The sequence below is a fragment of the Curtobacterium sp. NPDC089689 genome, assembly GCF_044749145.1.
Lineage (GTDB): Bacteria > Actinomycetota > Actinomycetes > Actinomycetales > Microbacteriaceae > Curtobacterium.
Map to the genome: position 1 here is coordinate 656089 of NZ_JBIVHJ010000002.1, position 23536 is coordinate 679624.

Below are 23536 nucleotides of genomic sequence, written 5' to 3' on the forward strand. Positions count from 1 at the left end.
CATGTTCCTCGGCATCACCAACACCCCGCGCGACTACGCGTGGGGGTCCGTCACCGCGATCCCCGAGCTCCTCGGCCGCACCGTCACCGGCGCACCCCAGGCCGAGCTCTGGCTCGGCGCCCACCCGGGCAGCCCGAGCGTCGTGGTGAACCCGGCGATGGTCGGGGGAGCCGACACGCTGCTCGACTGGATCGCCGCGGAACCGGAGGACGCCCTCGGCAGGGGGCGCACCGGCCTGCCCTTCCTCCTCAAGGTCCTCGCGGCGGCCGCCCCGCTCTCGCTGCAGGCGCACCCGACCCCGGAGCAGGCACGCGAGGGCTACGAGCGCGAGGAGGCAGCCGGCGTCCCGATCGACGACCCGGCCCGGAACTACAAGGACCCGTTCCCGAAGCCCGAGCTCGTCGTGGCGCTGAGCGAGCGCTTCGAGGCCCTGAGCGGCTTCCGCCCGGTGGCCGAGACGACGGCCGACGTCGAGCGGCTCGACGCCGGCTCCGGCCGTCTCGGCCCGCTCGTCGCGCACCTCGGGCAGGGCCTCGAGGACACCGTGCGCTGGCTCGAGACCGCCGACGAGGGCGCGCTCGCCGTCGTGCGGGCGGCGAGCGACCTCGCCGCCGCGGTCCCCGACGACGAGGCCGGGCCGAACATCCGCACGGTCCGCGACCTCGCGGCGGCGTACCCGGGCGACCCCGGAATCGTGGTGTCGCTCCTCATGCACCGTGTGACGCTCCGGGCCGGGGAGTCGATGTACCTGCCCGCCGGGAACATCCACGCCTACCTCGACGGGCTCGGCATCGAGCTCATGGCGCCGTCCGACAACGTCCTCCGCGGGGGGCTGACGCCCAAGCACGTCGACGTGCCGGAGCTCCTGCACGTCCTCGACTTCACCGCGTACCCGGCACCGGTCCTCGAGCCCGAGCACCTCGCGCCGGGCGTCGACCGCTTCGCCCCCGACGGCGTCGGCTTCGCGCTCGTGCGGGTCACGGGCGACGGCGGCCCGGTCGGCCTCGGCACGGGTGGTGTCGCGCCCCTGGACGGCCCCTCGATCGCGATCTGCACCGAGGGCGTGGTGACGCTCGTCGGCGCGACGAGCGCGACGCTGCTCCGCCAGGGCGAGGCCTGCTACGTCACACCGGACGAGGGCGACGTCACGGTCGAGGCCGACGCGGCGTCCGGGCTGACGTCGACGGTGTTCATCGCGACGGGTGCGTGAACACGCACGTCTGACGCCGCTGGGGGACACCCCGGTCCGCTAGCGTGACGACCATGAGTTGGCTGGTCACCGGCGGTGCCGGGTACATCGGGTCCCACGTCGTCCGAGCGCTGCGGGCGGCGGGCATCGACAACGTCGCGCTCGACGACCTGTCGAGCGGCTTCCGCGGCTTCGTGCCGGAGGACGTGCCGTTCGTCGAGGGGACGATCCTCGACGGCGACCTCGTGCGCCGGACGCTCCGGGAGCACGCCGTCACCGGCGTCGTGCACGTCGCCGGCTTCAAGTACGCGGGCGTCTCGGTCGAGCGTCCGCTGCACACGTACGAGCAGAACGTCACGGGCATGACGACGCTCCTCCGCGCGATGGCGGACGAGGGCGTCACGAGGGTCGTGTTCTCGTCGAGCGCCGCCGTGTACGGCACCCCGGACGTCGACACGGTCGTCGAGTCGACCCCGAAGGCGCCCGAGTCGCCCTACGGCGAGTCGAAGCTCATCGGCGAGTGGCTGCTGCGGGACATGGAGGTCGCCCGGGGCTTCACCACGACGTCGCTGCGCTACTTCAACGTCGTCGGCTCCGGCGAGCCGGACCTCTACGACGCCAGCCCGCACAACCTCTTCCCGCTCGTGTTCGACGCGCTGCTCGCCGGTCGGACCCCGCGGATCAACGGTGACGACTATCCGACCCCGGACGGCACCTGCGTGCGGGACTACGTGCACGTGGCCGACCTCGCGCACTCGCACGCCGTGGCCGCGCGCAAGCTCGAGGCGGGGGAGCCGCTCGACCGGGCGTACAACCTCGGCAGCGGCGACGGCGTGAGCGTCCGCCAGATCATGGACGCGATGGCGAAAGGCACCGGGATCGCCTTCGAGCCCGAGGTCGCTCCGCGGCGCCCCGGTGACCCCGCGCGCATCGTCGCGACGGGCGAGGCGGCGGCCCGTGACCTCGACTGGGCGATGCGGCACTCCCTGGACCAGATGGTGTCCAGCGCGTGGGAGGCGCGCCGGAGCGTCGCTCGAGCGTGACCTGGTCCGGACCTGGTGTGTCCCCCGAAACCCGGACAGAACGCGGGCGACACGCCAGGACGGGGGACATGACACGCCGCAACGGTCAGGCGCTTCTATGATCCGCGACTTGACTCTCGGGAATCACACCGCTGTAATTACAGGCAACGACGGCAACCCGTCGTGGTCCGTCACAAGTCGTCAGGGGTGATCAGGGTGAACGGTTCCGACTTCAGCGCCGGTGTTCCGGAGGACTGGCACGTCGACCCGGTGTCGCTCGGCGTCCCGGGCGTCCGCCGCACGGAGACCGACGACGAGGAGAACCCGCTCGCCTGGCAGGCGGACTCGCTGTGCGCGCAGACCGACCCCGAGGCGTTCTTCCCCGAGAAGGGCGGATCGACGCGCGAGGCGAAGAAGATCTGCACCTCGTGCGAGGTCCGTGCGCAGTGCCTCGAGTACGCGCTCGAGAACGACGAGCGCTTCGGCATCTGGGGCGGTCTCTCCGAGCGCGAGCGTCGCAAGCTCCGCAAGAGGGCGTAGCCGCCGGGAGGCACGGTGCGCGTCCGGCGTACACCGTGCGGTGATGGCTCCCACAGGTTCACGGCGCGCCGCCGTCCGCGACGGACCGCGTGCCTCCAGACCGTAGAGTGACGCCCGTCATGCAGCCCAGCGTCTCCCAGCCCCGTGTCACCGCGATCCTCGTCGCCGCCGACGGCGGCGACCACCTCGACCGCACCCTCGACGCGCTGGCCCGGCAGACCCGCCACCCCGAGGGTCTCGTCGTCGTCGACGCGGGATCGACCGACGGCTCCACGGCGGGACTCGAGTTCGGCGGTTCGGCCGCACTGGTCCGCCTGTCGACGCGCCGGACCTTCGTCCAGGCGGTCGCCACGGGTGTCCGCGAGGTCGCGCCCGCCGACGGCGACGGTGGTCCGGCCGACGAGTGGCTCTGGTTCCTCGGGCACGACAACGCACCGGCTCCCGAGGCGCTGGCCGAACTCCTCACCGCGGTCGAGATCGCGCCGTCGGTCGTGGTCGTCGGCCCGAAGCTCGTGCACGACGACGACCCCTCCCGCATCCGCGACTTCGGCGAGAGCATGACCAGGACCGGACGGTCCCTCGTGCTCGTGCAGGACGAACTCGACCAGGGTCAGCACGACCGGTACACCGACGTCCTCGGCGTCGCGGCGGCCGGCATGCTCGTCCGGCGGTCCGTCTGGGAGCAGCTCGGCGGGTTCGACCCGGCGCTGCCCGACGTCGACGCCGCGCTGGACCTCTGCGTACGGGCGCGCCTCGCGGGACACCGCGTGGCGGTGGTCCCGGAGGCCCGGGTCTCGAGTGCCGGCCCGGTCGAGGAGTTCGGTCGCAAGCGGCTCTCCGAGGGCAAGCGCGTGCGGCTGCACCGTCAGGCGCAGCTCCACCGCCGGCTGACCTACGCACCGGCGTGGACCCTCTGGCTGCACTGGCTGACGCTCGTCCCGTTCGCGGTCGCGCGTGCGGTCGGGCACCTCGTCGCGAAGCACCCGGCCGCCGTCACGGGCGAGCTCGCCGCCGCCTTCGCGGTCGCGTTCGGGAGCGGGGTCGGACGGGCGCGGAAGGTGCTCGCCCGCAACCGCACCGTCGGGTGGGCCGCGATCGAGCCGCTCCGCGTGAGCTGGCGCCGCCTGCACGAGCGCCGGACGACGTCCCGCGACGTCGAACTCGCACGCGTCGAGGACGCCCCGATCGCACGCGCCTCGTTCCTCGGCGACGGCGGGGTCTGGGTCGTGCTCGCCGCGGCCGTGCTGAGCGTCGTGACGCTGTACCCGTTGCTCGGGTCGCCGGCGCTGACCGGTGGCGGGCTCCTGCCGCTGTCGAGTTCGGTCGGTCGGCTGTGGCAGAACGTGGGCTACGGCTGGCACTCCCTCGGTACCGGTTTCACCGGTCCGAGCGATCCGTTCACCGCGGTCGTCGCGGTCCTCGGCTCGATCACGTTCTGGTCGCCGTCGACCTCGGTCGTGCTCGTCATGCTGCTCGCGTTCCCGGTGTCCGCGCTCGGCGCGTGGTTCGCGGTGCGCAAGGTCACCACCCGGACCTGGGTGCCGGTGATCGGCGCAGCGCTGTACACGATCGCGCCGACGCTCGTCGGGGCGGTCACGAGCGGGCACCTCGGTGCCGTCATCGCGCACCTGACGCTGCCGTGGCTGTTCCTCGCGCTGCTCGAGGCCCACCGGTCGTGGGCGTGGGCCGCCGGCGCCGCCATCCTCTTCGCGGTCGTCGCAGCCTCGGCGCCGTCGCTGCTCCCGGTGCTCCTGCTGACGTGGCTCGTCGCACTGGTCGTCGGCTGGCGGCGGGCACACCGCCGCATCTTCATCCCGGTGCCGGCCGCGGTCCTGTTCCTGCCGCTGCTCCTGGCGCAGGTGGCCAGGGGCAACCCGCTCGCCGTCCTCGCCGACCCCGGCGTGCCGTCCGCGACCCGCGCGCCGTCGGCGTTCCAGCTCGCCATCGGGCAGCCCGTGCCGGACTGGAGCGGCTGGCTGCTGCACACCGAGTCGCTCGCCCTCGTCGCGTGGGTGCTGCCGGTCGTCATGGCCGTCCTGGCGCTCCCGGTGGCGGTCGCGGCACTCGGCGCGGTGCTCGGGCACCGCTGGGCCGTCGCGGGCGCCGCGCTCGTCGTCGCCCTGCTCGGGTACGCCACGGCCTTCGGCGCCACGCAGCTCGCGGTCACGGGCGTCGGCTCCACGACCACCATCGTCTGGCCGGGGAGCGGGCTGAGCGTGTACTGGCTCGGCATCGTCGCAGCTGCGTGCATCGGCCTCGACGTGCTGCCGAGGCTCGCCCCGGTCGCGGGGCTCGTGGCGACGGTCCTCGCCGGCGTGACCGTCGCACCGGCGTTCGCCGCGTTCTACCTGCAGACCGCCACCATCCAGCCGACGAGCGGGCGCGTGCTCAGCGCCTACGTCAACGCCGAGGCACAGGCGAACCCGGACGTCGGCACGCTCGTCGTCGACCCGCAGCCCGACGGTTCGCTGTCCGTCTCGCTCGAGCGCGGGCAGGGCTCGACGCTCGACGACCAGTCGACGCTGGACTCCACGGCGCTGACGCTCAGCCGTTCGGGGGAGCAGCTCACGACGCTCGCGGGCAACCTCGCGAGCCGCAGCGGCTACGACCCCCGCCCGGCGCTGCGCTCGCTCGGGATCAGCTTCGTGCTGCTCGACGACGCCGGCTCCGACCCGCTGGCGCAGACCGTGCACGACCGCGCCGCGGGGGCGATCGGCCAGAACGCGCTCTTCACGAGCATCGGCGAGACCACGAACGGCCAGCTGTTCCACTTCGACGGCGAGGTCGACCGGACCTCCACCGGCTCCGCGGCCGCTCAGGCCACGCACGTCGCCTACCTCGTCGTCCTCGGCGTGGTGTTCGGCGCCGCAGCGTTGCTCGCGGTCCCCACCGCACCCCGCCGGCGCCGCGCCACCTCGAACCGCATCGAGGCCGAGGAACCCGCGACCACCTTCGACGAGGAGCGTGACGAATGAGCGCCAGCACCCCCGCCACCGTCCGCCGCTGGTTGGTCCGTGGCACCGCCACCGCGGTCGCCGTGGTCGTCGCCGCCGGCACCGTGACGGTGGCGCACGCCATCGGGACCGAGTCGACCCCCGGCCGTCCCGCCGGACAGACGGTCACCCCCGTCGCGGCCGACGCGCAGCGGGTCTGCGCGGGCAACGCGCTGCGGCTCTCGGACGACGCGGGCAACGACGCGACCAAGGCGAGCCCGGTCGGCAGCGCCACCGTGGCCACGGCGACGACGGGCGACTCCGTCGAGCGGTCCGACCTCGGCGTCGACGACTCCGGCAGCAGCGACCCCCGGCTCCTCACCGCGCCGGCCGGCTCCACGACGCCGCAGGTCGCGGGCAGCAGCTACCAGAGCGTCTCCGACGGTGACCTCGTCGGCGTCGGGGCCGCGTCGTGCGACGACCCCGCGCAGTCGACCTGGCTGGTCGGGGGCTCGACCGAGACCGGACGCACGAGCCTCATCACGCTCGCGAACCCCACCGACGTGAACGCCACCGTCGACCTCGCGATCTACGACGGCTCCGGCACCGTGAGCGCCCCGGGGACGACCGGCATCGTGGTCGCGCCGCGGAGCCAGAAGGTCGTGCCGCTGTCCGGCTTCGTCTCCGACCAGGGCTCGACCGTCGTCCACGTCGAGTCCTCCGGTGGGCAGATCGTCGCGCACATGCAGGAGACGGTGGTGCGGACGCTCACCCCCGGCGGCTTCGACATCGTGTCCGGCGGCGCCGCTCCGAGCACGTCCCAGATCATCCCCGGGGTCGTCCTCGAGGGCGCCGACGCAGCCCAGCGCGGCGACGACACCGCGGACGCCGCCCCGGTGGTCCGACTCTTCGTCCCCGGCACCACCGCGGCACGGGTGACGCTCGGGATCACGACGGCGGACGGCGGCGGCTCCACCGTGAACGCCACGGCCGAGCCGGGCATCGTGACCGACGTCACGCTCGACGACTTCCCGGACGGGCGGTACTCGCTCACGATCAGCTCGACGGTGCCGGTCGTCGCGGGCGCCCGCACCACGACGCCGACCCAGGACGACGCGACCGACCTCGGCTGGTTCGCGTCGGCCGAGCCGCTCGGGGACGACGTCGTCACCGCGGTCGCGCCCGGTGACGGTGCACAGCTGACCCTCGTCAACCCGACACGTGCGGACGCCGACGTCACGATCGCCTCCGGTGACGAGGAACGGCGGGTGTCCGTCGTCTCCGGGGCCACCGTGACCGTCCCGGCGCCGACCGCGAAGCAGCTGACGATCACGGGCGCCGCGGGGCTCGTGGCCGGGGTGACCTACCAGAACGACGACGGGATCGCGGGCTTCCCGGTGCGGCCGTCGACGGCCGTCTCGACCCCGGTGCGCGTCTACCCCTGAGCGGGGAACGCTCGGCCCGCGGGGTGCGTCGGGTGCGCTGGGAGCGTCGGGTCCGTCGGGACCGTCGGGACCGTCACCAGTGCCGGTAGCGGTCCGGTGCCAGGTCCCACGGGTCCTTGTCGATCAGCTCGCCGACCGCGCGGAACACGGCGGTCTCGACGATGATCCGGCGGTCCACGTCGTCCTTCTCGGGGCTGCGGGTCACCCGCTCGACGGGGACGCGGAACACCGTGACCCGCTTGCCGGCCCGGTCGACCCGCCACCGCGGCATCCGGTCCGGGAGGGTCGGGTCGGTCGGCATGTCCGCGACCTGGAACACGACGCCCGCGAGCTCGTCCGGCCACAGCTGCACGAGGTAGTGCGCGGTGTCGCCGACGATCCGGTCGAACGCCTCCGCCCGCGTGGTGAGCGGTGCGAGGTCCGGGCCGGTCACGCTCGAACGACCGCCGCGTCCGTGCCGGGAACGGCCCCGGCCTCGGTCGACCGGGGTGACGAGCGGGGGCTTGCGACGCATCCCGTCATCGTACGCGGGCGCAGGGGTCCGGGACCCACCCGGTAGGGTCGGTACCGGTATGGACGTACGGATCTGCAGCAAGGTCGCCTGTGGCGCGAGCGCGTCGGCGACCCTCACGTACGACTACGGGGACTCGATGGTCGTCGTCGGCCCGCTCTCGACGCGGGTCGAGCCGCACGGTTACGACCTGTGCGCGCGGCACGCCGCGCGGCTGCGGGTGCCGCGGGGCTGGCGCGTCGTCCGACGCGAGCCGCTCCGCGAAGCCGACTGAGGCACCGGCCTGGAGGCCCTGCTCGCGTGACCGACGTCGGGTCGCGCACCGTGCCTCCCGGCCGTCACCGCCGAGGCGTGCTCCGCGCGTCGCACCGCGTCGCGCACACCACGCGCCGACGCGCGCGTGGAAGACTGGCGCCATGACCATCGAGTCCCGCACCGAAGCACCGTTCCGCGTCGCCGAACTCTCGCTGGCCGAGGCCGGACGCCACCAGATCCGTCTCGCGGAGAACGAGATGCCGGGGCTGATGGCCCTGCGCGAGGAGTTCGGCGCCGCGCAGCCCCTCGCCGGCGCCCGCATCGCCGGGTCGCTGCACATGACGGTGCAGACGGCGGTGCTCATCGAGACGCTCGTGGCCCTCGGCGCGACGGTGCGCTGGGCGAGCTGCAACATCTTCTCGACGCAGGACGAGGCCGCCGCGGCGGTCGTCGTCGGCCCGACCGGGACGATCGACGAGCCCGCGGGCGTGCCGGTCTTCGCGTGGAAGGGCGAGACGCTCGAGGAGTACTGGTGGTGCACGAACCGGATCTTCGACTGGAGCGCCGAGGCAGCGTCCGCCGGAGCGGACTGGATCGGCCCGAACCTGGTCCTCGACGACGGTGGCGATGCGACGATGCTCGTGCACACCGGAGCCGACGCGGAGGCTGCCGGGCGCGTGCCCGAGGCCGGACCCGACGCGAGCGCCGAGTGGCGGATCGTCCTCGACACCGTGGCGGCGTCGCTCCGGGACTCCGCCGACCGCTGGACCCGGATCGCGGCGGACATCGAGGGCGTGACCGAGGAGACCACCACGGGCGTGCACCGCCTCTACGAGCTGTCGCGCGACGGGAAGCTCAAGTTCCCGGCGATCAACGTCAACGACTCGGTCACCAAGTCGAAGTTCGACAACAAGTACGGCATCCGGCACTCGCTGCCCGACGGCCTGAACCGGGCGACCGACGTCCTCATCGGCGGCAAGGTCGCGTTCGTCGTCGGGTACGGCGACGTCGGCAAGGGCGCGGCGGAGGCCCTCCGCGGCCAGGGCGCCCGCGTGATCGTGTCCGAGGTCGACCCGATCTGCGCCCTGCAGGCGGCGATGGACGGCTACCAGGTCGCCCGGCTCGCGGACGTCGCGGGTGAGGTCGACATCGTGGTGACGTGCACGGGCAACCTCGGCGTCGTCGGGGTCGAGGACATGCTCGCGTTGAAGCACCTCGCGGTCGTCGCGAACGTCGGGCACTTCGACAACGAGATCGACATGGCGGGGCTCGAGGCGCTTCCCGGGGTCGAGAAGGTCGAGATCAAGCCGCAGGTGCACGAGTGGCGGCTGCCGAACGGTCGCTCGATCCTGGTGCTCTCCGAGGGGCGCCTGATGAACCTCGGCAACGCCACCGGGCACCCGTCGTTCGTCATGAGCAACTCGTTCACGAACCAGGTCCTCGCGCAGATCGAGCTGCACACCCGGCGGGACGCGTACCCGACCGGGGTGTACGTGCTGCCGAAGCACCTCGACGAGAAGGTCGCGCGTCTGCACCTCGACGCCCTCGGGGTCCGGCTGACCTCGCTGCGGCCCGAGCAGGCGGCGTACATCGGCGTGCCGGTCGAGGGGCCGTACAAGCCGGAGCACTACCGGTACTGACGCGGTGGGGCGCGAGGACGCGCGGCGGCCGCTCCGCGGGGACTCGGGGGCGCGCGGCGGCCGCGCCGCGGGGGCGCGCGGGGCGCGGGGAGCGGGGCGCGCGGCGCCCGGTGCGCGCGGCGCCCGGTGCGCGCGGGCGCACGACGCGCGCGGCGCGCACGACGCGCGCGGCGCCCCGCACAACCAAAGTCGCGCCGCATCACGGTTGCGCGTGGTTCGTGGTGCCTTCGGTTGTGCGAACGCGATCCGCTCCGCGCAGCGCTGCGGGCGGCGCGCGGCGCGCGGAGCGCACGGCGCCCGCCGCCCTGTGCGCCGCAGGCCAGCGCGGGCTAGCGCGGGAAGCCCTGGGGCCGCGCACCCGCCGTGGCGGCCGCCGCGGAGATCGTCGCAGCTCGACCCCGCAGCGCGCGGAGGTCCCGGTCCCGCCGGAGCGCCACGACCCCGGCGAGGAAGACCTCGGCGGGCACGGGCGGCACGGGGTGCGCGTGCCGAGCGACGGCCGCGGCGAGGGCGTCCGCCGTCGCCGTCCGGTGGTCCGGCCGCATGTCGGCGGCTCCGCGGAAGAACGCCCCGAGCCGGTTCTCGAGCCGCTGGGGGAGCGACGACACGTCCGCGACCCGGGCCCACTCGCCGAGCTCGACCGGCATGAGCACCACCGGGTCCGCCGTCCGCCGTACCCGCTCGTGCTGCACGACCGTCCCGGCGAGCAGGTCTCCGAGCCGCCGCGGCCGCGAGCCGAACAACGCAACGAGCAGCGCCAACGAGCCGAGCGTGCCCCAGAGCTCGAGCAGCCCGACGAGGGCGCGCGTGAAGGCGTGCCGCAAGCCGATCGCGCCGCCGTCCGTCCGCACGACGCGGGTGCCCGTCGCGTACCGTCCCACGCTCTTGCCGCGGGTGGTGGCCTCGACGGCGGCGGGCACGAGCACGAGGACGAGGACGAGGACGGCGATCTGCAACGCCGCCACCCAGCCCGTGTCGACCCCGCTCGGGACCACACGAGCGAGACCGATGAGCAGCATGACGTACAGCGCGACGGTGCACGCCGCGTCGAGGAGCGCCGCGGCCAGTCGGAGCGCGATGCCGGCCGGCTGGACGTCGAGCGCCACCGCCTCACCGACGACGAGCTCGTCCGCGGTGTCGTCGAGCGCCCGGACGAAGCGCGTGTCCGCGAGGTCGCGCGGCGCGGTCGGCTTCGGCATGGGATCATTCTGTCGGAGACCGGGGCGCCACGCACCGGTGCCGGACCGCCGGCACCGCGCACCGGAGCCGGACCACGAGGGGGAGCAGTGGACCTCGACGCGTACAGCGACGTGCACCGTGACCGCTGGCAGGAGCTCGACCGACTCGCTCGCCGCCGTCCCCGTTCCGGGGCGGACGTCGACGCACTCGTCTCCGGCTACCAGGAGGCCGCGACCGACCTCGCCCGCATCCGTGGCGCAGCGCCCCGGACCGCGACCGGGGACCGCCTCTCGCTCACCCTCTTCCGCGCCCGGCTCCGGTTCACCGGCACCCCGGTCGACCCGTTGACCGCGCTCACCACGTTCTTCGCGGTGCAGCTCCCCGCCGCGCTCTACCGGATCCGCTGGACCACGATCTGGGTGGCCGTCGCGACGACGCTCATCGGGGTCGTCGTCGGCGTGTGGATCAGCGCCACCCCCGGCGCGGTCGACACGTTCGGCACGCCAGAGGCGCTCCGCCGGTACGCCACGCAGGACTTCGTCGACTACTACTCGGACCACGGCCTCGGGGCGTTCACGGCGCAGGTGTGGACGAACAACGCCTACATCGCCGCGAGCATGGTCGCGTTCGGCATCACCGGCGTCTTCGTCCCGTTCTCGATCGTGCAGAACGCCGTCGGGCTCGGGGTGTCCGGCGCGGTCATGCACTCCCAGGGTCGCCTCGGCGACTTCTTCCTCTGGATCGCACCGCACGGTCAGCTCGAGCTGTACTCGATCTTCGTCGCCGGAGCCGCCGGACTGATGATCGCGTGGTCGTGGATCGCGCCGGGCGCGCGGACCCGGGCGCAGGCACTCGCCGAGGACGGTCGCGCGCTCATCACGGTCGCGGTCGGACTGACGCTGACGCTGCTCCTGTCCGGGCTCGTCGAGGGCGTGGTCACCCGACAGCCATGGCCGTGGCCGGTGAAGATCGGCATCGGGACGGTCGCGCTCGCGCTGGTCCTCGTCTACCAGTGGGTGGTCGGCGGTCGGGCCTACCGCGCGGGGGAGCGCGGTGACCTCGAGGAGTTCGAGCGCGGCGCGACGGCGCTGACCGCCGGCTGAGCAGCAGTCAGAGCCGTCCGGCCGCCTTCGCACGGATGTAGGCGTCGGCGACGAGCGGCGGCACCGCCGTCGGCACGCCCCGCACGACCTCCGCACCGGCACGGCGGGCGGCGTCCGCGACCCCGTCGGCGTCGAGCAGGGTGCGTTCGGCGGCCGCCCGTCGGTGGACGTCGCGTTCGGCAGCCCCGGCGCGTGCTGCCCCGGCCGGGAGGCCCGCCCCGCGTCCGACGGTCAGCCCACGTGGCTCGGTGGCCGGCTCCCGGTCGCCGCGCGCCGCCGCCGCGACGTCCGGGTCGGTCACGCTCGTCACGACGACCGCGTGGCGCGCGGTCAGCCGGGGGAGCACCGCCAACAGGTCACCCGATGCCCCGACCGAGTCGAGGCCGGAGAGCAGCACGACGAGCGCCCGGGAGGTCGTGACCGCGTCGACGGCCGCCGGCACCGCGGCCCAGTCGGTGGCGGCGAGCCCGGGCTCGGCCTGCGCGAGGGCCTCGCCGAACCGCTGCACGACGTCCGTCCGGGTGGCGCCGACGACCTGTTCGCGGACGTGGTCGTCGAGCACGACGAGGTCGACGCGGTCCCCGGCCGCGGCAGCGAGCGCGCCGAGCAGCAGTGCCGACTCGATGAAGGTGTCCAGCCGCGGCTCGTCCTCGATCCGCCCGGCCCCGGCACGGCCGGCGTCGACGACGACCACCACCCGACGGTCCCGTTCCGGACGCCAGGTCCGCACCACGAGGTCCTGCCGACGGGCGGTCGCCCGCCAGTCGATCGACCGGACGTCATCGCCCCGGACGTAGTCGCGGAGGGAGTCGAACTCGGTGCCGTGGCCGCGGAGCTGCAGCGTCGTCTCGCCGTCGAGCTCCCGGAGTCGTGCCAGCCGGGACGGCAGGTGTCGACGGGACCGGAAGGGCGGCGTCACGACGAGCTCGGCCGGAGCCGGCAGCACCCGTTGCCGTGCGGCGAGACCGAGCGGTCCGAACGCCCGGACGGCGACGCCCGCGGTCCGTCGACGCCCACGACGGAACGGCGCGAACCGGACGCGGGCGGTGCGCCGTTCCCCGGAGGGCACCGTCAGGCGGACGCGGTCCGGCCCGAACCCGGTCGAGGGCTCCCACATGTCCCGGACGAGCGCACGGAGCGGGCGCGGGCCGTCGTTCGCGAGGACGAGCGTGCCGTCGGCCACGGTGTCCCGACGTGCGAGTCGGGGCATCCGGCGGTCGACGCGCACCCGTCCGAGGTCGGCCGCGAGCAGCACGTCGAGCGCCGCGGCCACGACCACGACCCCGACCCACGCGAGGCCCGCCCACCCCGTGCCGAGCAGCACGACGAGGACGACGCCGACCGCGAGGAGCGCGACGAACCGACCGCTGACTGCCACTAGATCGGCACCCGGACCTGCTCGAGGACCTGCTGCAGCACACCGTCCGCGCCGACGCCCTCGAGTTCGGCGTCCGCGGCGACCCGCAGCCGGTGGCGCCAGACCGGCAGGACCATCGCCTGCACGTGGTCCGGGGTGATCGCGTCGTACCCGGTGATCCACGCCCAGGCCTTCGCCGCAGCGAGGAGGGCCGTGGCACCGCGCGGACTCACGCCGACCCGGATGGACGGTGCCTGCCTCGTGGCGCGGGCGAGGTCCACGACGTAGGCGAGCACGTCGTCCCGCGCACCGACCCCGCGGACCGCGCGCTGGGCCGCCAGCACCTCGTCGCGTCCGACCACCGGGACGATGCCCGCCGACGACACGTCCCGCGGGACGAAGCCGTCCGCGTGCCGTCGGAGGACCTGCCACTCGACGTCCCGCGGGGGCACGTCGAGTGTGAGCTTCATGAGGAACCGGTCGAGTTGGGCCTCGGGCAGCGTGTAGGTGCCCTCGAACTCGATCGGGTTCATGGTCGCGGCGACGAAGAACGGGTCGGGGAGGGGTCGTGCGTCCCCGTCGACGCTGACCTGGCGTTCCTCCATGGCCTCGAGGAGCGCGGACTGCGTCTTCGGGGGCGTCCGGTTCACCTCGTCGGCGAGGAGCACGTTCGTGAACACGGGGCCCTCGCGGAACGGGAACGTGCCCGTCGACGCGTCGTACACGAGCGACCCGGTGACGTCGCCCGGCATGAGGTCCGGCGTGAACTGGATGCGCTTCGTGTCGAGGGACATCGCGGCCGCGAGGCTCCGGACGAGCAGCGTCTTCGCGACCCCGGGGACGCCCTCCAGGAGCACGTGGCCCTGCGCGAGCAGCCCGACGATCATGCCGGACACCGCGCCCTCCTGGCCGACGACGGCCTTCGCGACCTCGGCGCGGACGCGGTCGAAGGCGTCGCGGAGCGGGTCGGCCGCCGCGACGGCGGGCTGCTGCTGGTGGTTCGGGGGCAGGTCGGTCACGCTCGTGCTCCAGGTCGGTCTCGGTCGGTCGGTTCGGCGGGGGCGGCGGTCGCGCCCGTGGTGGCGGCGGTCACGGCGTGCTCGAGGTCGTCGAGCGCCGCGACGCCGGCGGTTAGGGCGGCGTCGGTCGTCGCCGGACCGCCGACGAGCACGGCGCCGACGTCGGTGTGGCGTCGGCCGGTCGCCCGTGCCGCTGCCCGGACGACCTCGTCGACGTGGGCGGAGCGGGGGAGCCCGAGGCGGGTGCCTATGCGTCGGAGTGCCGCGACGCGCAGCGTGTCGAGCGTGTGCGTCCGGTCGCGCGTCCGTGCGTAGAGGCGGGCCCGTCCCTCGGTCGTCTCGGCGGCGCGGACCACGACCGGCAGCGGTTCGACGACGAGCGGACCGAGTCGTCGTCCGCGCCACATGCCGGCGGCGACGGCGACGAGCGCGAGGAGTGCGATCGCGCTCGGGACCCACGGGGGCGCGAGGTCTCCGAGGGTCGGCGCGGCGTCGGCGCTCCCCGGCGTCGGGACGTACCAGGTGAGCCGGTCGCTCCCGCCGAGCAGCCCCAGTGCGAGCCCGGCGTTGCCCGCGGTCGTGATCGTGTCGTTCCGGAGCACGTTCGTGGTGCCGAGCAGGGTCACGTCGCCGCCGTCGGTCGTCGCCCGGACGATGCCCCACCCTCGGGCGTCGCCGGAGCCGGTCGGGACGCAGCGTTCGACGTCGCCGCCCGACACCCGGTAGGACGTGCCGTCGGCGGTGACGGAGCGCGCGGCGGCGACCTCCGGGACCGCGCAGGTCGTCGTGCCGACCGCTGGTCCGTCACCGACGGTGGCGACCGGCTCGACGTCGAGGCCGAACGCCTCGAGGACGGCGCCGGACCCGCCCACCAGGACGACGTGTGCGGCGGAGCGGGCGATCCGGCGCGCGACGGCCGCTGACAACGCTCGGTCCGCGTCGTCGACGAACACGGTGCCGGTGCCGACCCGGTCGGCGGACCGCACGACGTCGACGGCTGTGCCGCGCTGCTCGAGCACCCGGACGAGTGCCTCGGCGCCGCTCGCCGACGGGCTGCGGGGGTCGAGCTCCCGCGTGGCGGGCCCCCGTTGCCCGCCCACCGCGGCCGTGAGTCCGGCGAGGAGCACGGCGACGAGGGCGACGACGACCCAGGCGCCCCACCGTCGACGTCGGCCCGACGGCGTGGACGAGGCCGGGTCCGTGTCCACGTGCCGGTCCGGGGCGTGCGGCGGTGTCGTCAGCGTGGCGCTCACGCGGGCACCGCCTGGGCGTCCGGGCGGACCGGGCGGGCGCGGTCCACGGTCCGGGCGGTGTCGAGGACGACGGTCGCGGTGTCCCGGTCGGCCGTGCGACCGAGGTAGCGGACGTCGTCGAAGACCCGGGCGGCACCGTCGAGGGCGTCGTCCAGGTCCGGGAACGACCGGGCCGCACGCGCCGCGATCGCCCGCGCCGTGGAACCGGGTACGTCCGGCACGAGGTCACGCTCGCCGAGGCCGCGCGCGAGCGCCCGGAAGCCGTCGAGCACCGCCGTGGTCCAGTCGCCCCGAGCAGCAGCGGCCTCCGCGGAGCGGACGAGGTCGGCGCTGGTCCGGGTGTCACCGTCCTCGAAGACGCCGCCGCCGGGCGATCCGGACGTGCGGGCGCGGCGGTGGGGGAGGCCACGAGCGAGGACGACCACGACCGCCACGGCGACGAGGACGACCACCGCCACGACGAGCAGCGTGTGCCCGAACGCCGGGGAGTCGAGTCCGTCGGCACGGAGCGATCCGAGCCAGTCGAGGAACGCCTTCGACGCCCGGTCCCACCACGTCGGCCGTGCCGCGTCGTACCGCTGGTGCTGCAGCTCCTGCTCGAGCAGTCGGCGCGCCTCGTCGGGGTCGACTGCGCTCACCGCGGTCCGCCCCACTGCGGCGGTGCCCACTGCTGCGGCGGCTGCGGACCCCACTGGTGCTGTGGACCCCGCTGTGGCGGCGGTCCCCACTGCGGCTGCGGTCCCCACGCCCCGGGCGGCCCCCACGCACCGGGAGGCGCCGGCGGCAGGGGATCGGCCGGGGCGAAGGGGTCGGTCGGCACTCCGGTGTCGAGGTGCGACGCGATGCGCTGGTCGAGCCCCTCGGTCCGGATCCGACGGTCGATCGCCAGGAACGTCAGCACCGAGCCCGAGATGACGTCGGTCGTGCACTGCACCGCCGTGACGAGCAGGGCGCCGACGACCACCACGACGACCGACCACACGCCGCCGTCGGACCCGGAGGTCTGCCCGAGCGGGTCGAACACGCCACCGACGAGCACCGTGGCGATCGAGAGCGGGAACGACGCGATCGAGACCGCGAACGCGAACGCGGCGTTCACGAGCAGCATGATGCCGAAGGTCCGCCAGAAGGCCCCTCGGGTCAGCCGCCACGACTGCCCGGCCGCGGAGAACACCCCGCGGCCCTCGAGCGCGATGGTCGGGATGGTGAACGCGAACTTCGTCGTCAGCCACGTCGACACCACCGCGCCGCCGAGTCCCACCACGAGCACCGCGAGCAGGAACCAGCCGAACTCGGCCCGGCTGCTCACGAGCGCGACGACGAAGCCGATGAACACCGCGAGGAACACCCCGCCGAGCAGCACACCGGCCGCCGCCTGCAGGAGCACCCACGCCACGACCGACCAGCGGCGACCGGCGAGGAGCGCCCACACGCCGCGGAACGTCGCCCGGCGCCCGAGCACCCGCTGCCCGGTGTCCACCGCGACGGGCGCGAGGAGGAACCCACGGAACAGTGCCGCGACGAACGGCAGCCCGACCGAGAGCAGCAGGAACGCCGTGGCGGTGCCGGCGGCGACCGACGCCGCGTCGGCCGAGGACGTGCCCGAGTCGAGCGTGCTGAACACCCGCGCCTGCAGGCTGCCCTGGGAGAGCGTCGACGCCACCTTCGCGAGCACGCCGATCACACCCGTGACGAGGAAGCTCCAGAGCAGCAGCACCCGGGCGTTGCGCCGGAACACCGTGAAGGCGCCCCCGAGCACGTCGCCGAGGCCGAGCGGTCGCAGCGGCACGACCGGACGGGACGCCGCCGGTGCCCCGGCGCCCGGTCGCGGACCCGCACCGGGCCCTGCTCCCGGCCACGGGGCGGACGGCGGCTGCGGGACGGGCTGCTGCGCGCCTCCAGTCGGGCGCTCCTGCGCACCGTCGGAACCCGGTACCTGCCAGCCGGACATGCCCCACCCCCTCCGTCGCACCGCACGCGGACACGCGGTGGTCTCCATCCTGGCGGAAAAGCGTCGACGGCGGGGGCCTCGGCTATCGTGAGGAACGGTGTCGGACCGACACCCACGCTCCACAGGGACGGAAGCCCCCATCACATGACACCGCGCATCCTCGTCGTCGACGACGACCAGGCCCTCGCCGAGATGATCGGCATCGTCCTCCGCTCCGAGGGCTTCGAACCCGAGTTCAGCGCCGACGGCAACGACGCCGTCGACGCGTTCCGGAACTCGGAGCCGGACCTCGTGCTCCTCGACGTCATGCTCCCCGGCATCGACGGCATCGAGGTCTGCAAGCGCATCCGCGCCGAGAGCGGGACACCGATCATCATGCTCACCGCGAAGAGCGACACCGCCGACGTCGTCGTCGGGCTGGAGAACGGCGCGGACGACTACGTGGTCAAACCGTTCAACCCGAAGGAGCTCGTCGCGCGCATCCGCACCCGGCTCCGACCCACGGCCTCCGACTCGACCGTGCTGCACGTCGGGGACCTCACCGTCGACGTCCCCGGGCACGAGGTCCGCCGCGGCGACACCGCGATCGCTCTCACCCCGCTCGAGTTCGACCTCCTCCGCGCCCTCGCCGAGAAGCCGAACCAGGTCTTCACCCGCGAGATGCTCCTCGAGCAGGTGTGGGGCTACCACTACAAAGCGGACACCCGGCTGGTGAACGTGCACGTCCAGCGCCTCCGCGCGAAGATCGAGCACGACCCGGACAACCCGAAGATCGTCACGACCGTCCGCGGCGTCGGGTACCGGGCCGGAGGAGCCTGAGCACCGTGCCGCGACGACCCCCGTCGCGACCCCGCGCGGCACCGAGCGGCACCCTCGGCCGGGTCGGCCGTCGGCTGCGCCGGTGGGCGCGCCGCGGCTGGCGCGGCATCGCCTACCTGTGGCGCCGGTCGCTCATGTTCCGGTCGGTGGCGATCACCGTCGTCACCACCGGTCTCGCGGTCGCCGTCATCGGCACCGCCGTCATGGTGAGCATCTCGAACAACGTCTACGCGCAGCGCCGCGACCAGATCGAGTCCGAGTCGGCCCGCGCGACCCTCGTGGCGCAGAACATCTTCGACGCCGCGACCGCCAGCGAGGACAACAACCAGTCCGAGCTCGAGACGCTGCAGAACGAGGCGCAGCAGGCGATCCTCTCGAACACGACGAGCCCGGGCGGCACCGACGTCGCGATCGAGCGGACCCCCGGCCAGACGACGCCGCAGACCCTGCAGACCATCGTCACGCGCGACTTCCCCGACGCCGTCATCACCGACGCGCTGCGGAAGGAGGTCGCCAAGAACACCGGACGGCTCAGCCTCCAGCCCGTGCAGCTCGACGACGAGGGACGCCGGCAGCCCGGGCTCGCCGTCGGCTCGACGCTCCAGATCCCGAGCGCCGGCCAGTACGAGCTGTACCTCGTCTACGACCTCTCGGACGCGCAGCAGACCCTCGACTTCGTGTCGCAGACGCTGTCGATCGGCGGCGTGGCGCTCATCGTCCTCATCGCCCTCGTCACCAGCCTCGTGGTGCGGCTCGTCGTCGTGCCGATCCGCGGCGCCGCCGAGACGAGCCGCAAGATCGCCGCCGGCCGCCTCGACGAGCGCATCCCGGTGCACGGCGAGGACGACATCGCCACCCTCGCGCGGAGCTTCAACGGCATGGCCGACGCGGTGAGCCGGCAGATCACGCAGCTCGCCGAACTGTCCCGGGTGCAGCAGCGCTTCGTCTCCGACGTCTCGCACGAACTCCGCACGCCCCTCACCACGATCCGTCTCGCGGGTGACGTGCTCTACGACTCCCGGCACGCGTTCGAGCCGGCGGTGGCGCGGTCGGCAGAGCTCCTGCACGCCCAGGTCGAACGCTTCGAGCTCCTCCTCGCCGACCTCCTCGAGATCTCCCGCTACGACGCGCAGGCGGCGCAGCTCGACACCGAGCCGGTCGTCCCCGCGGCGCTCGCCGCCGACATCGTCGAGGAGTTCCGTCCGCTCGCCGAACGCGCCGGGGTCGACCTCCAGCTGCACACACCAGGCGGCCACACGACGATGCAGCTCGACGCCAAGCGCATCCGGCGGATCATGCGGAACCTCGTCGGCAACGCCATCGAGCACGGTGAGGAACGGCCGGTGCAGGTCGTCGTCGACAGCGACGCGCGCACGGTCGCGATCGCGGTGCGCGACCACGGCGTCGGCATGCCCCCGGAGGACGCCGCCCGGGTGTTCGACCGGTTCTGGCGTGCGGACCCGAGCCGCAAGCGCACCATCGGGGGAACCGGGCTCGGGCTCGCGATCAGCCTCGGGGACGCGAACCTCCACGGCGGCCGGATCGACGTGTGGTCCCGGGTCGGCGACGGGTCGGCGTTCGTGCTCACCCTGCCGCGCACGGGCCACGTGTCGACGGCGACGTCCGCGATCCCGCTGCCCGACCTCGACGACCCCTACGACGGCCCCCGCGCTGTCCGCGAGGAGGACGCATGACCCGCCGCACCGCAGCCGGCCGCACCGCCGCGGACCCGGGCGTCGCCCGCGCGACCACCGGCGCCGCCGCCCGCGCCCCGCGCCGCGGCCTCCGCCGCAGCCTCGCGGTCGCGCTCGCCGCCCTGACGCTCGTCGCGCTCGCCGCGTGCGCCGCCATCCCGGTCTCCGGCGACGTCCGCTCCGGCCAGTCCATCAAGGACGAGTCCGTCTCCGGCGTCGAGCTGCGTCCAGACGGCCCCTCCGGCGGCGAGGACCAGACCGCCGTGCTCCGCGGCTTCATCGCGGCGGCGACCGGCGCACAGAACAACTACGCGACCGCGCGCGAGTTCCTGTCCTCCGGCTTCTCGCAGAAGTGGAACCCGCGGCAGGGCGTCACGATCAGCGACGGCAGCGGGCAGGTCGAGCGCGTCGGTGCGAACGAGCTGACGTACACGTTGACGGCCAGCGCCTCGGTCGACGCGGACGGCGAGTACACGCAGGCCGTCCGGCCGACCACCTCGACACTGACGTTCCAGTTCGTCCGGGAGGGCGACGACTGGCGCATCGCGTACGCCCCCGACGGCATCATCCTCTCGCCGGTGCGCTTCCAGTCGGTGTTCCAGCAGCACGCGCTCTACTTCTTCGACCCGACCGGTGAGTCCCTCGTCCCCGACGTCCGCTGGTTCCTCGCCCAGTCCTCGGTGGCCACCCGGGTCGTCAGCGCGCTCCTCGCCGGCCCGGCGGACTGGCTCGACGGCGCGGTGGTCTCCGCGTTCCCGAAGGGCACCCAGCTGTCGCTCAACGCCGTGACGATCGAGAACGGCACCGCGCAGGTCGACCTCTCGAGCGCCGCCCTCCGAGCCAGCACGGCCGACCGGGTCCGGATGCGCGAACAGCTCGCGAAGTCGCTCGCCACGGTCGCGTCCGTGTCGTCGGTGACGTTGACGGTCGAGGGCGCGAGCCTGTCCGTCCCGTCGAGCGGGTCGTCGGACGCGCAGCAGAACCCCGACGTCGACCCACGCCCCCTCGTCGAGGCCCGCGGCAAGGTCGGGTACGCGGCCGGTACCGGCTCCGTGTCCGCGCTCGGCGGCGGGATGAGCCAGCAGATCGTCGCGCTCGACCCGGACGCGGTCGCCCTGAGCGCCTCGGGGACGTTCGCGGCGGTCCGGAGCGACGAGGGCGTGTTCGTCGTCCGCTCGGGGCAGCAGCGTCTCCGCGTGGACACCCGCACCGACCTCGTCCCGCCGTCCGTCGACGACGTCGGCGGGGGCTCCGTCTGGGTCGCGAGCGAGGACCAGCCGTCGAAGGTGCGGTCGTACTCGCTGACCGGTGAACCCCACGACGTCTCGACGACGCTCCCGTCGGGCAAGCTCGTCTCCTTCCAGGTCTCCCGGGACTCCACCCGCGCGCTCGCGCTCCTGCAGACCGCGGACGGCCCGGCGCTCTACGTGATGGCGATCGAGCGCGACCGCGACCGGGTGCCGACGGCGCTCGGCCCGCCGGTGCGGGTGCAGGCCGCGTCCGAGGACGCCGTCTCCGCGACCTGGGTCAGCGACGTCGACGTGGCGTCGGTCGGGCAGACCGAGAGCGGCCCGGAGATCGTGCGCACCACGATCGGTGGCCGCGCCACGACGCTCCCGCAGCCCGACGGTCGGGCGACGACGATCGTCGGCGGCAGTGGCGGTTCGCTGCTGCTGCGCATGTCGAACGGGCAGGTCCTGCAGTCGACGGGCGGTGGTTGGGAGCCGACCGGCGTCACCGCGAGCGTGCTCGGCACCCAACGCTGACGGCGCCCAGCGCTGACGGCACCACAGCACCGGCTGCCTGCACTTGGTGCCCGCATCGGCTGCCTGCACCGGCTCTCCTGCACCGGCGACCCGGCCTGGAGGCCCGTCCACCGTCCGGCGGACCGCCGCCCGTCCGGCCCGTGGCCGGTGCAGCATCGCGCGGGTGACCACTCCACGCTCATCCCCTCCCCGTGACCGGGCCGCCGCGCTGCGCGCTGTGGTCGGGCTCGTCCTCCCGGTCGACTGCGTCGGCTGCGGGGTGCCCGACCGGGCCCTCTGCGCCACCTGCCGGACGCACGTCGCGGCACGACCAGCGCGGGTCCGACTGATCGCCGGTGTCCGGACCGACGCGGCGTTCGAGTACGAGGGGCTCGTCCGCACCCTCGTGCTCGAGCTGAAGCTCCGTTCCCGCGTCGACCTCGCCGGCCCGCTCGCCCGGCGGTTCGGCGCGCTGGTGCGGCGGGCGCTCGCCGAGGCACCGCACGGCACGGTCGTCCTCCGGGTGCCGCCGTCCGCCCGTGGTGCCCGGCGACGCGGCTTCGACCCCGTGGTGCTGCTCCTCCGACGGGGACGGGCGCCGGTCGGGTCCGCCCTGGTGCGCCGCGACGGTCGGCCCGGCGGGGGTGGTGGTCGGGGCGGGGCCGGTGGTCGGAGCGGCGACGGGCAGAAGGAGCTCACGGCCACCGAGCGCGTGGCGGCCACGGTGGGCGCGTTGCGAGCCGTGGGGGTCGCAGGCCGGACGGTGGTGCTGGTCGACGACGTCGTGACCACGGGCGTGACCCTCGCGGAGGCGGTCCGGGCGGTCCGGGCGGCGGGCGGGACGGTGGTGCGGTGCGTGGCCGTCGCGAGCGTCGAGGACTGACCCCGACGTGCACGGACGGTGACGCCTGGGTGTCCGGTGGGTGTCCTGCCGGGATCGCGTGGACGTCGTGACAACCGTCCGCGCACGGGTCTAGCCTCGCGGCAAGGCGTCAGAGATCGCCGGACGGAGGCGACGCGCCGAGCGTGGATGGGAGCCGCCACATGGACGTGACGATCACGGGCCGGAACGTCGGGGTCACCGACCGATTCCGGACCTACGTCGAACAGAAGTCCGAGAAGATCGACGTGCTCGCCGACCGGGCCCTCGCCTTCGAGGTGCGGATCAGCCGTCACAACGAGAAGAGCGGCGGCGCCGGGGGCGAGGACCGTGTCGAGCTCATGCTGATCGGCCCCGGGCCGCTCGTCCGGGCCGAGTCGGCGGCGTCGGACAAGTACGCGGCCTTCGACCTGGCCTTCGCCCGGTTGACCGAACGACTCCGACGAGCACGTGATCGCCGCAAGGTGCACCGCGGCCGCCACCGTCCGACCTCGGTGGGTGAGGCCTCGGGTTCGGCCTTCGAGAACCTCGGCGTGACCCCGGCGGACGGGAAGCTCCTGCAGTCGGTCTCGACCGGTGCGGTGCCGACGGTGGACGCCGACGCGCACGACGAACCCGAGGACGAGGCGTACTGCCCCGTCGTCATCCGCGAGAAGGTCTTCGAGGCCGCGCCGATGACCGTCGACGACGCGCTCTACCACATGGAGCTCGTCGGCCACGACTTCTACCTGTTCGTCGACGCGGCCACCGGACGCCCGAGCGTCGTCTACCGCCGCAAGGGTTGGGACTACGGCGTGATCGGCATCGACGACCCCTCGTCGGCCCCAACGGACGCGGTGAGCGAGCCGGCTGCGGCGCTCGCCTGACGGCGCCGCACCACCCAGTGACGACCCGGTGCGCGGCCCGTTCGCGGGCCGCGCACCGCCGTGCGTCTCCCAGCGTCGGTCGTCGCGAGGTTGCTAGCATGACTGGCTGATCGCATCGCGCAGACGGCGCGAGAC

At 74.1% G+C, this 23536-nt stretch carries 20 protein-coding genes; 13 read left to right on the forward strand and 7 right to left on the reverse strand.

Features of this window, described 5'->3' with window-relative positions; genetic code table 11:
• Position 1 precedes the first annotated feature (1 nt).
• The 5 genes from manA to ACIPYW_RS11335 all read left to right on the forward strand — a co-directional run bounded on the left by manA (position 2) and on the right by ACIPYW_RS11335 (position 7129).
• Positions 2-1210: a mannose-6-phosphate isomerase, class I gene (gene manA, locus ACIPYW_RS11315; protein ID WP_400413454.1), complete on the forward strand. Its 1209-nt coding sequence runs from the start codon at positions 2-4 to the stop codon at positions 1208-1210.
• A 53-nt stretch (positions 1211-1263) separates the two neighbouring features.
• Positions 1264-2232, forward strand: coding sequence for a UDP-glucose 4-epimerase GalE (gene galE / locus ACIPYW_RS11320; protein WP_400413457.1), 969 nt, complete (start codon positions 1264-1266; stop codon positions 2230-2232).
• Positions 2233-2418: 186 nt separating this feature from the next.
• Positions 2419-2751 carry a WhiB family transcriptional regulator gene (locus tag ACIPYW_RS11325; protein WP_400413460.1) on the forward strand — a complete coding sequence of 111 codons (333 nt, stop codon included), beginning with the start codon at positions 2419-2421 and terminating at the stop codon, positions 2749-2751.
• A 119-nt stretch (positions 2752-2870) separates the two neighbouring features.
• A complete protein-coding gene (locus ACIPYW_RS11330; protein WP_400413462.1) occupies positions 2871-5726 on the forward strand; it encodes a glycosyltransferase in 2856 nt (951 codons plus the stop codon).
• The gene (locus ACIPYW_RS11335; protein ID WP_400413465.1) at positions 5723-7129 is read left to right on the forward strand and encodes a DUF5719 family protein; all 1407 of its coding nucleotides are present in this window, start codon (positions 5723-5725) and stop codon (positions 7127-7129) included. Before ACIPYW_RS11330 ends, ACIPYW_RS11335 begins: the two co-directional genes overlap by 4 nt.
• A 73-nt stretch (positions 7130-7202) precedes the next feature.
• Here ACIPYW_RS11335 and ACIPYW_RS11340 read toward each other — a convergent pair whose 3' ends face one another.
• Entirely contained in the window at positions 7203-7643 is a 441-nt protein-coding gene (locus ACIPYW_RS11340) for a metallopeptidase family protein (RefSeq protein ID WP_290131365.1), read from the reverse strand.
• Between the two features lie 58 nt (positions 7644-7701).
• Here ACIPYW_RS11340 and ACIPYW_RS11345 point away from each other — a divergent pair, with 58 nt between their 5' ends.
• Positions 7702-7914, forward strand: coding sequence for a DUF3499 family protein (locus ACIPYW_RS11345; RefSeq protein ID WP_058726834.1), 213 nt, complete (start codon positions 7702-7704; stop codon positions 7912-7914).
• Positions 7915-8056: 142 nt separating this feature from the next.
• Complete coding sequence (gene ahcY, locus ACIPYW_RS11350; RefSeq protein ID WP_400413469.1) at positions 8057-9535, forward strand: adenosylhomocysteinase; 1479 nt, start codon at positions 8057-8059, stop codon at positions 9533-9535.
• A gap of 329 nt (positions 9536-9864) precedes the next feature.
• On the opposite strand, the gene ACIPYW_RS11355 is transcribed toward ahcY, so the two are convergent.
• The gene (locus tag ACIPYW_RS11355; RefSeq protein ID WP_400413470.1) at positions 9865-10734 is read right to left on the reverse strand and encodes an RDD family protein; all 870 of its coding nucleotides are present in this window, start codon (positions 10732-10734) and stop codon (positions 9865-9867) included.
• Between the two features lie 87 nt (positions 10735-10821).
• Here ACIPYW_RS11355 and ACIPYW_RS11360 point away from each other — a divergent pair, with 87 nt between their 5' ends.
• Positions 10822-11817: a stage II sporulation protein M gene (locus ACIPYW_RS11360; RefSeq protein WP_400413472.1), complete on the forward strand. Its 996-nt coding sequence runs from the start codon at positions 10822-10824 to the stop codon at positions 11815-11817.
• A 7-nt stretch (positions 11818-11824) separates the two neighbouring features.
• Here ACIPYW_RS11360 and ACIPYW_RS11365 read toward each other — a convergent pair whose 3' ends face one another.
• Genes ACIPYW_RS11365 through ACIPYW_RS11385 form a run of 5 tightly spaced genes read right to left on the reverse strand, consistent with a single transcriptional unit; the run spans position 11825 to position 17235 of the window.
• Entirely contained in the window at positions 11825-13195 is a 1371-nt protein-coding gene (locus tag ACIPYW_RS11365) for a DUF58 domain-containing protein (RefSeq protein ID WP_400413474.1), read from the reverse strand.
• On the reverse strand, positions 13195-14193 hold the full coding sequence (locus ACIPYW_RS11370; RefSeq protein WP_400413476.1) for an AAA family ATPase: 999 nt from the start codon (positions 14191-14193) through the stop codon (positions 13195-13197). Before ACIPYW_RS11370 ends, ACIPYW_RS11365 begins: the two co-directional genes overlap by 1 nt.
• Positions 14190-15446, reverse strand: coding sequence for a DUF4350 domain-containing protein (locus ACIPYW_RS11375; RefSeq protein ID WP_400413479.1), 1257 nt, complete (start codon positions 15444-15446; stop codon positions 14190-14192). The genes ACIPYW_RS11370 and ACIPYW_RS11375 overlap by 4 nt, the downstream gene beginning before the upstream one ends.
• Complete coding sequence (locus tag ACIPYW_RS11380) at positions 15443-16084, reverse strand: DUF4129 domain-containing protein (RefSeq protein ID WP_400413481.1); 642 nt, start codon at positions 16082-16084, stop codon at positions 15443-15445. Before ACIPYW_RS11380 ends, ACIPYW_RS11375 begins: the two co-directional genes overlap by 4 nt.
• Complete coding sequence (locus tag ACIPYW_RS11385) at positions 16081-17235, reverse strand: glycerophosphoryl diester phosphodiesterase membrane domain-containing protein (RefSeq protein WP_400413483.1); 1155 nt, start codon at positions 17233-17235, stop codon at positions 16081-16083. The genes ACIPYW_RS11380 and ACIPYW_RS11385 overlap by 4 nt, the downstream gene beginning before the upstream one ends.
• A gap of 306 nt (positions 17236-17541) precedes the next feature.
• On the opposite strand from ACIPYW_RS11385, the gene mtrA reads away from it, so the two are divergent.
• The 5 genes from mtrA to hpf all read left to right on the forward strand — a co-directional run bounded on the left by mtrA (position 17542) and on the right by hpf (position 23401).
• Positions 17542-18216: an MtrAB system response regulator MtrA gene (gene mtrA, locus ACIPYW_RS11390; RefSeq protein WP_400413486.1), complete on the forward strand. Its 675-nt coding sequence runs from the start codon at positions 17542-17544 to the stop codon at positions 18214-18216.
• Between the two features lie 5 nt (positions 18217-18221).
• Positions 18222-19910, forward strand: coding sequence for an MtrAB system histidine kinase MtrB (gene mtrB / locus ACIPYW_RS11395; protein ID WP_290131374.1), 1689 nt, complete (start codon positions 18222-18224; stop codon positions 19908-19910).
• A complete protein-coding gene (locus tag ACIPYW_RS11400; RefSeq protein ID WP_400413490.1) occupies positions 19907-21676 on the forward strand; it encodes a GerMN domain-containing protein in 1770 nt (589 codons plus the stop codon). Before mtrB ends, ACIPYW_RS11400 begins: the two co-directional genes overlap by 4 nt.
• A 163-nt stretch (positions 21677-21839) precedes the next feature.
• Positions 21840-22538: a ComF family protein gene (locus ACIPYW_RS11405; protein ID WP_400413492.1), complete on the forward strand. Its 699-nt coding sequence runs from the start codon at positions 21840-21842 to the stop codon at positions 22536-22538.
• Positions 22539-22699: 161 nt separating this feature from the next.
• Positions 22700-23401 (forward strand): ribosome hibernation-promoting factor, HPF/YfiA family, encoded by a 702-nt coding sequence (gene hpf, locus ACIPYW_RS11410; protein ID WP_400413494.1) that lies wholly within the window; start codon positions 22700-22702, stop codon positions 23399-23401.
• Positions 23402-23536: the final 135 nt, after the last annotated feature.

Excerpts from the sequence above, each read along its gene's own strand:
- manA (WP_400413454.1), top strand. The coding sequence starts at position 2 with ATGTTCCTCGGCATCACCAACACCCCGCGCGACTACGCGTGGGGGTCC.
- galE (WP_400413457.1), top strand. The coding sequence starts at position 1,264 with ATGAGTTGGCTGGTCACCGGCGGTGCCGGGTACATCGGGTCCCACGTC.
- ACIPYW_RS11330 (WP_400413462.1), top strand. The coding sequence starts at position 2,871 with ATGCAGCCCAGCGTCTCCCAGCCCCGTGTCACCGCGATCCTCGTCGCC.
- ACIPYW_RS11335 (WP_400413465.1), top strand. The coding sequence starts at position 5,723 with ATGAGCGCCAGCACCCCCGCCACCGTCCGCCGCTGGTTGGTCCGTGGC.
- ACIPYW_RS11340 (WP_290131365.1), bottom strand. The coding sequence starts at position 7,643 with ATGCGTCGCAAGCCCCCGCTCGTCACCCCGGTCGACCGAGGCCGGGGC.
- ACIPYW_RS11345 (WP_058726834.1), top strand. The coding sequence starts at position 7,702 with ATGGACGTACGGATCTGCAGCAAGGTCGCCTGTGGCGCGAGCGCGTCG.
- ahcY (WP_400413469.1), top strand. The coding sequence starts at position 8,057 with ATGACCATCGAGTCCCGCACCGAAGCACCGTTCCGCGTCGCCGAACTC.
- ACIPYW_RS11355 (WP_400413470.1), bottom strand. The coding sequence starts at position 10,734 with ATGCCGAAGCCGACCGCGCCGCGCGACCTCGCGGACACGCGCTTCGTC.
- mtrA (WP_400413486.1), top strand. The coding sequence starts at position 17,542 with ATGACACCGCGCATCCTCGTCGTCGACGACGACCAGGCCCTCGCCGAG.
- ACIPYW_RS11400 (WP_400413490.1), top strand. The coding sequence starts at position 19,907 with ATGACCCGCCGCACCGCAGCCGGCCGCACCGCCGCGGACCCGGGCGTC.
- hpf (WP_400413494.1), top strand. The coding sequence starts at position 22,700 with ATGGACGTGACGATCACGGGCCGGAACGTCGGGGTCACCGACCGATTC.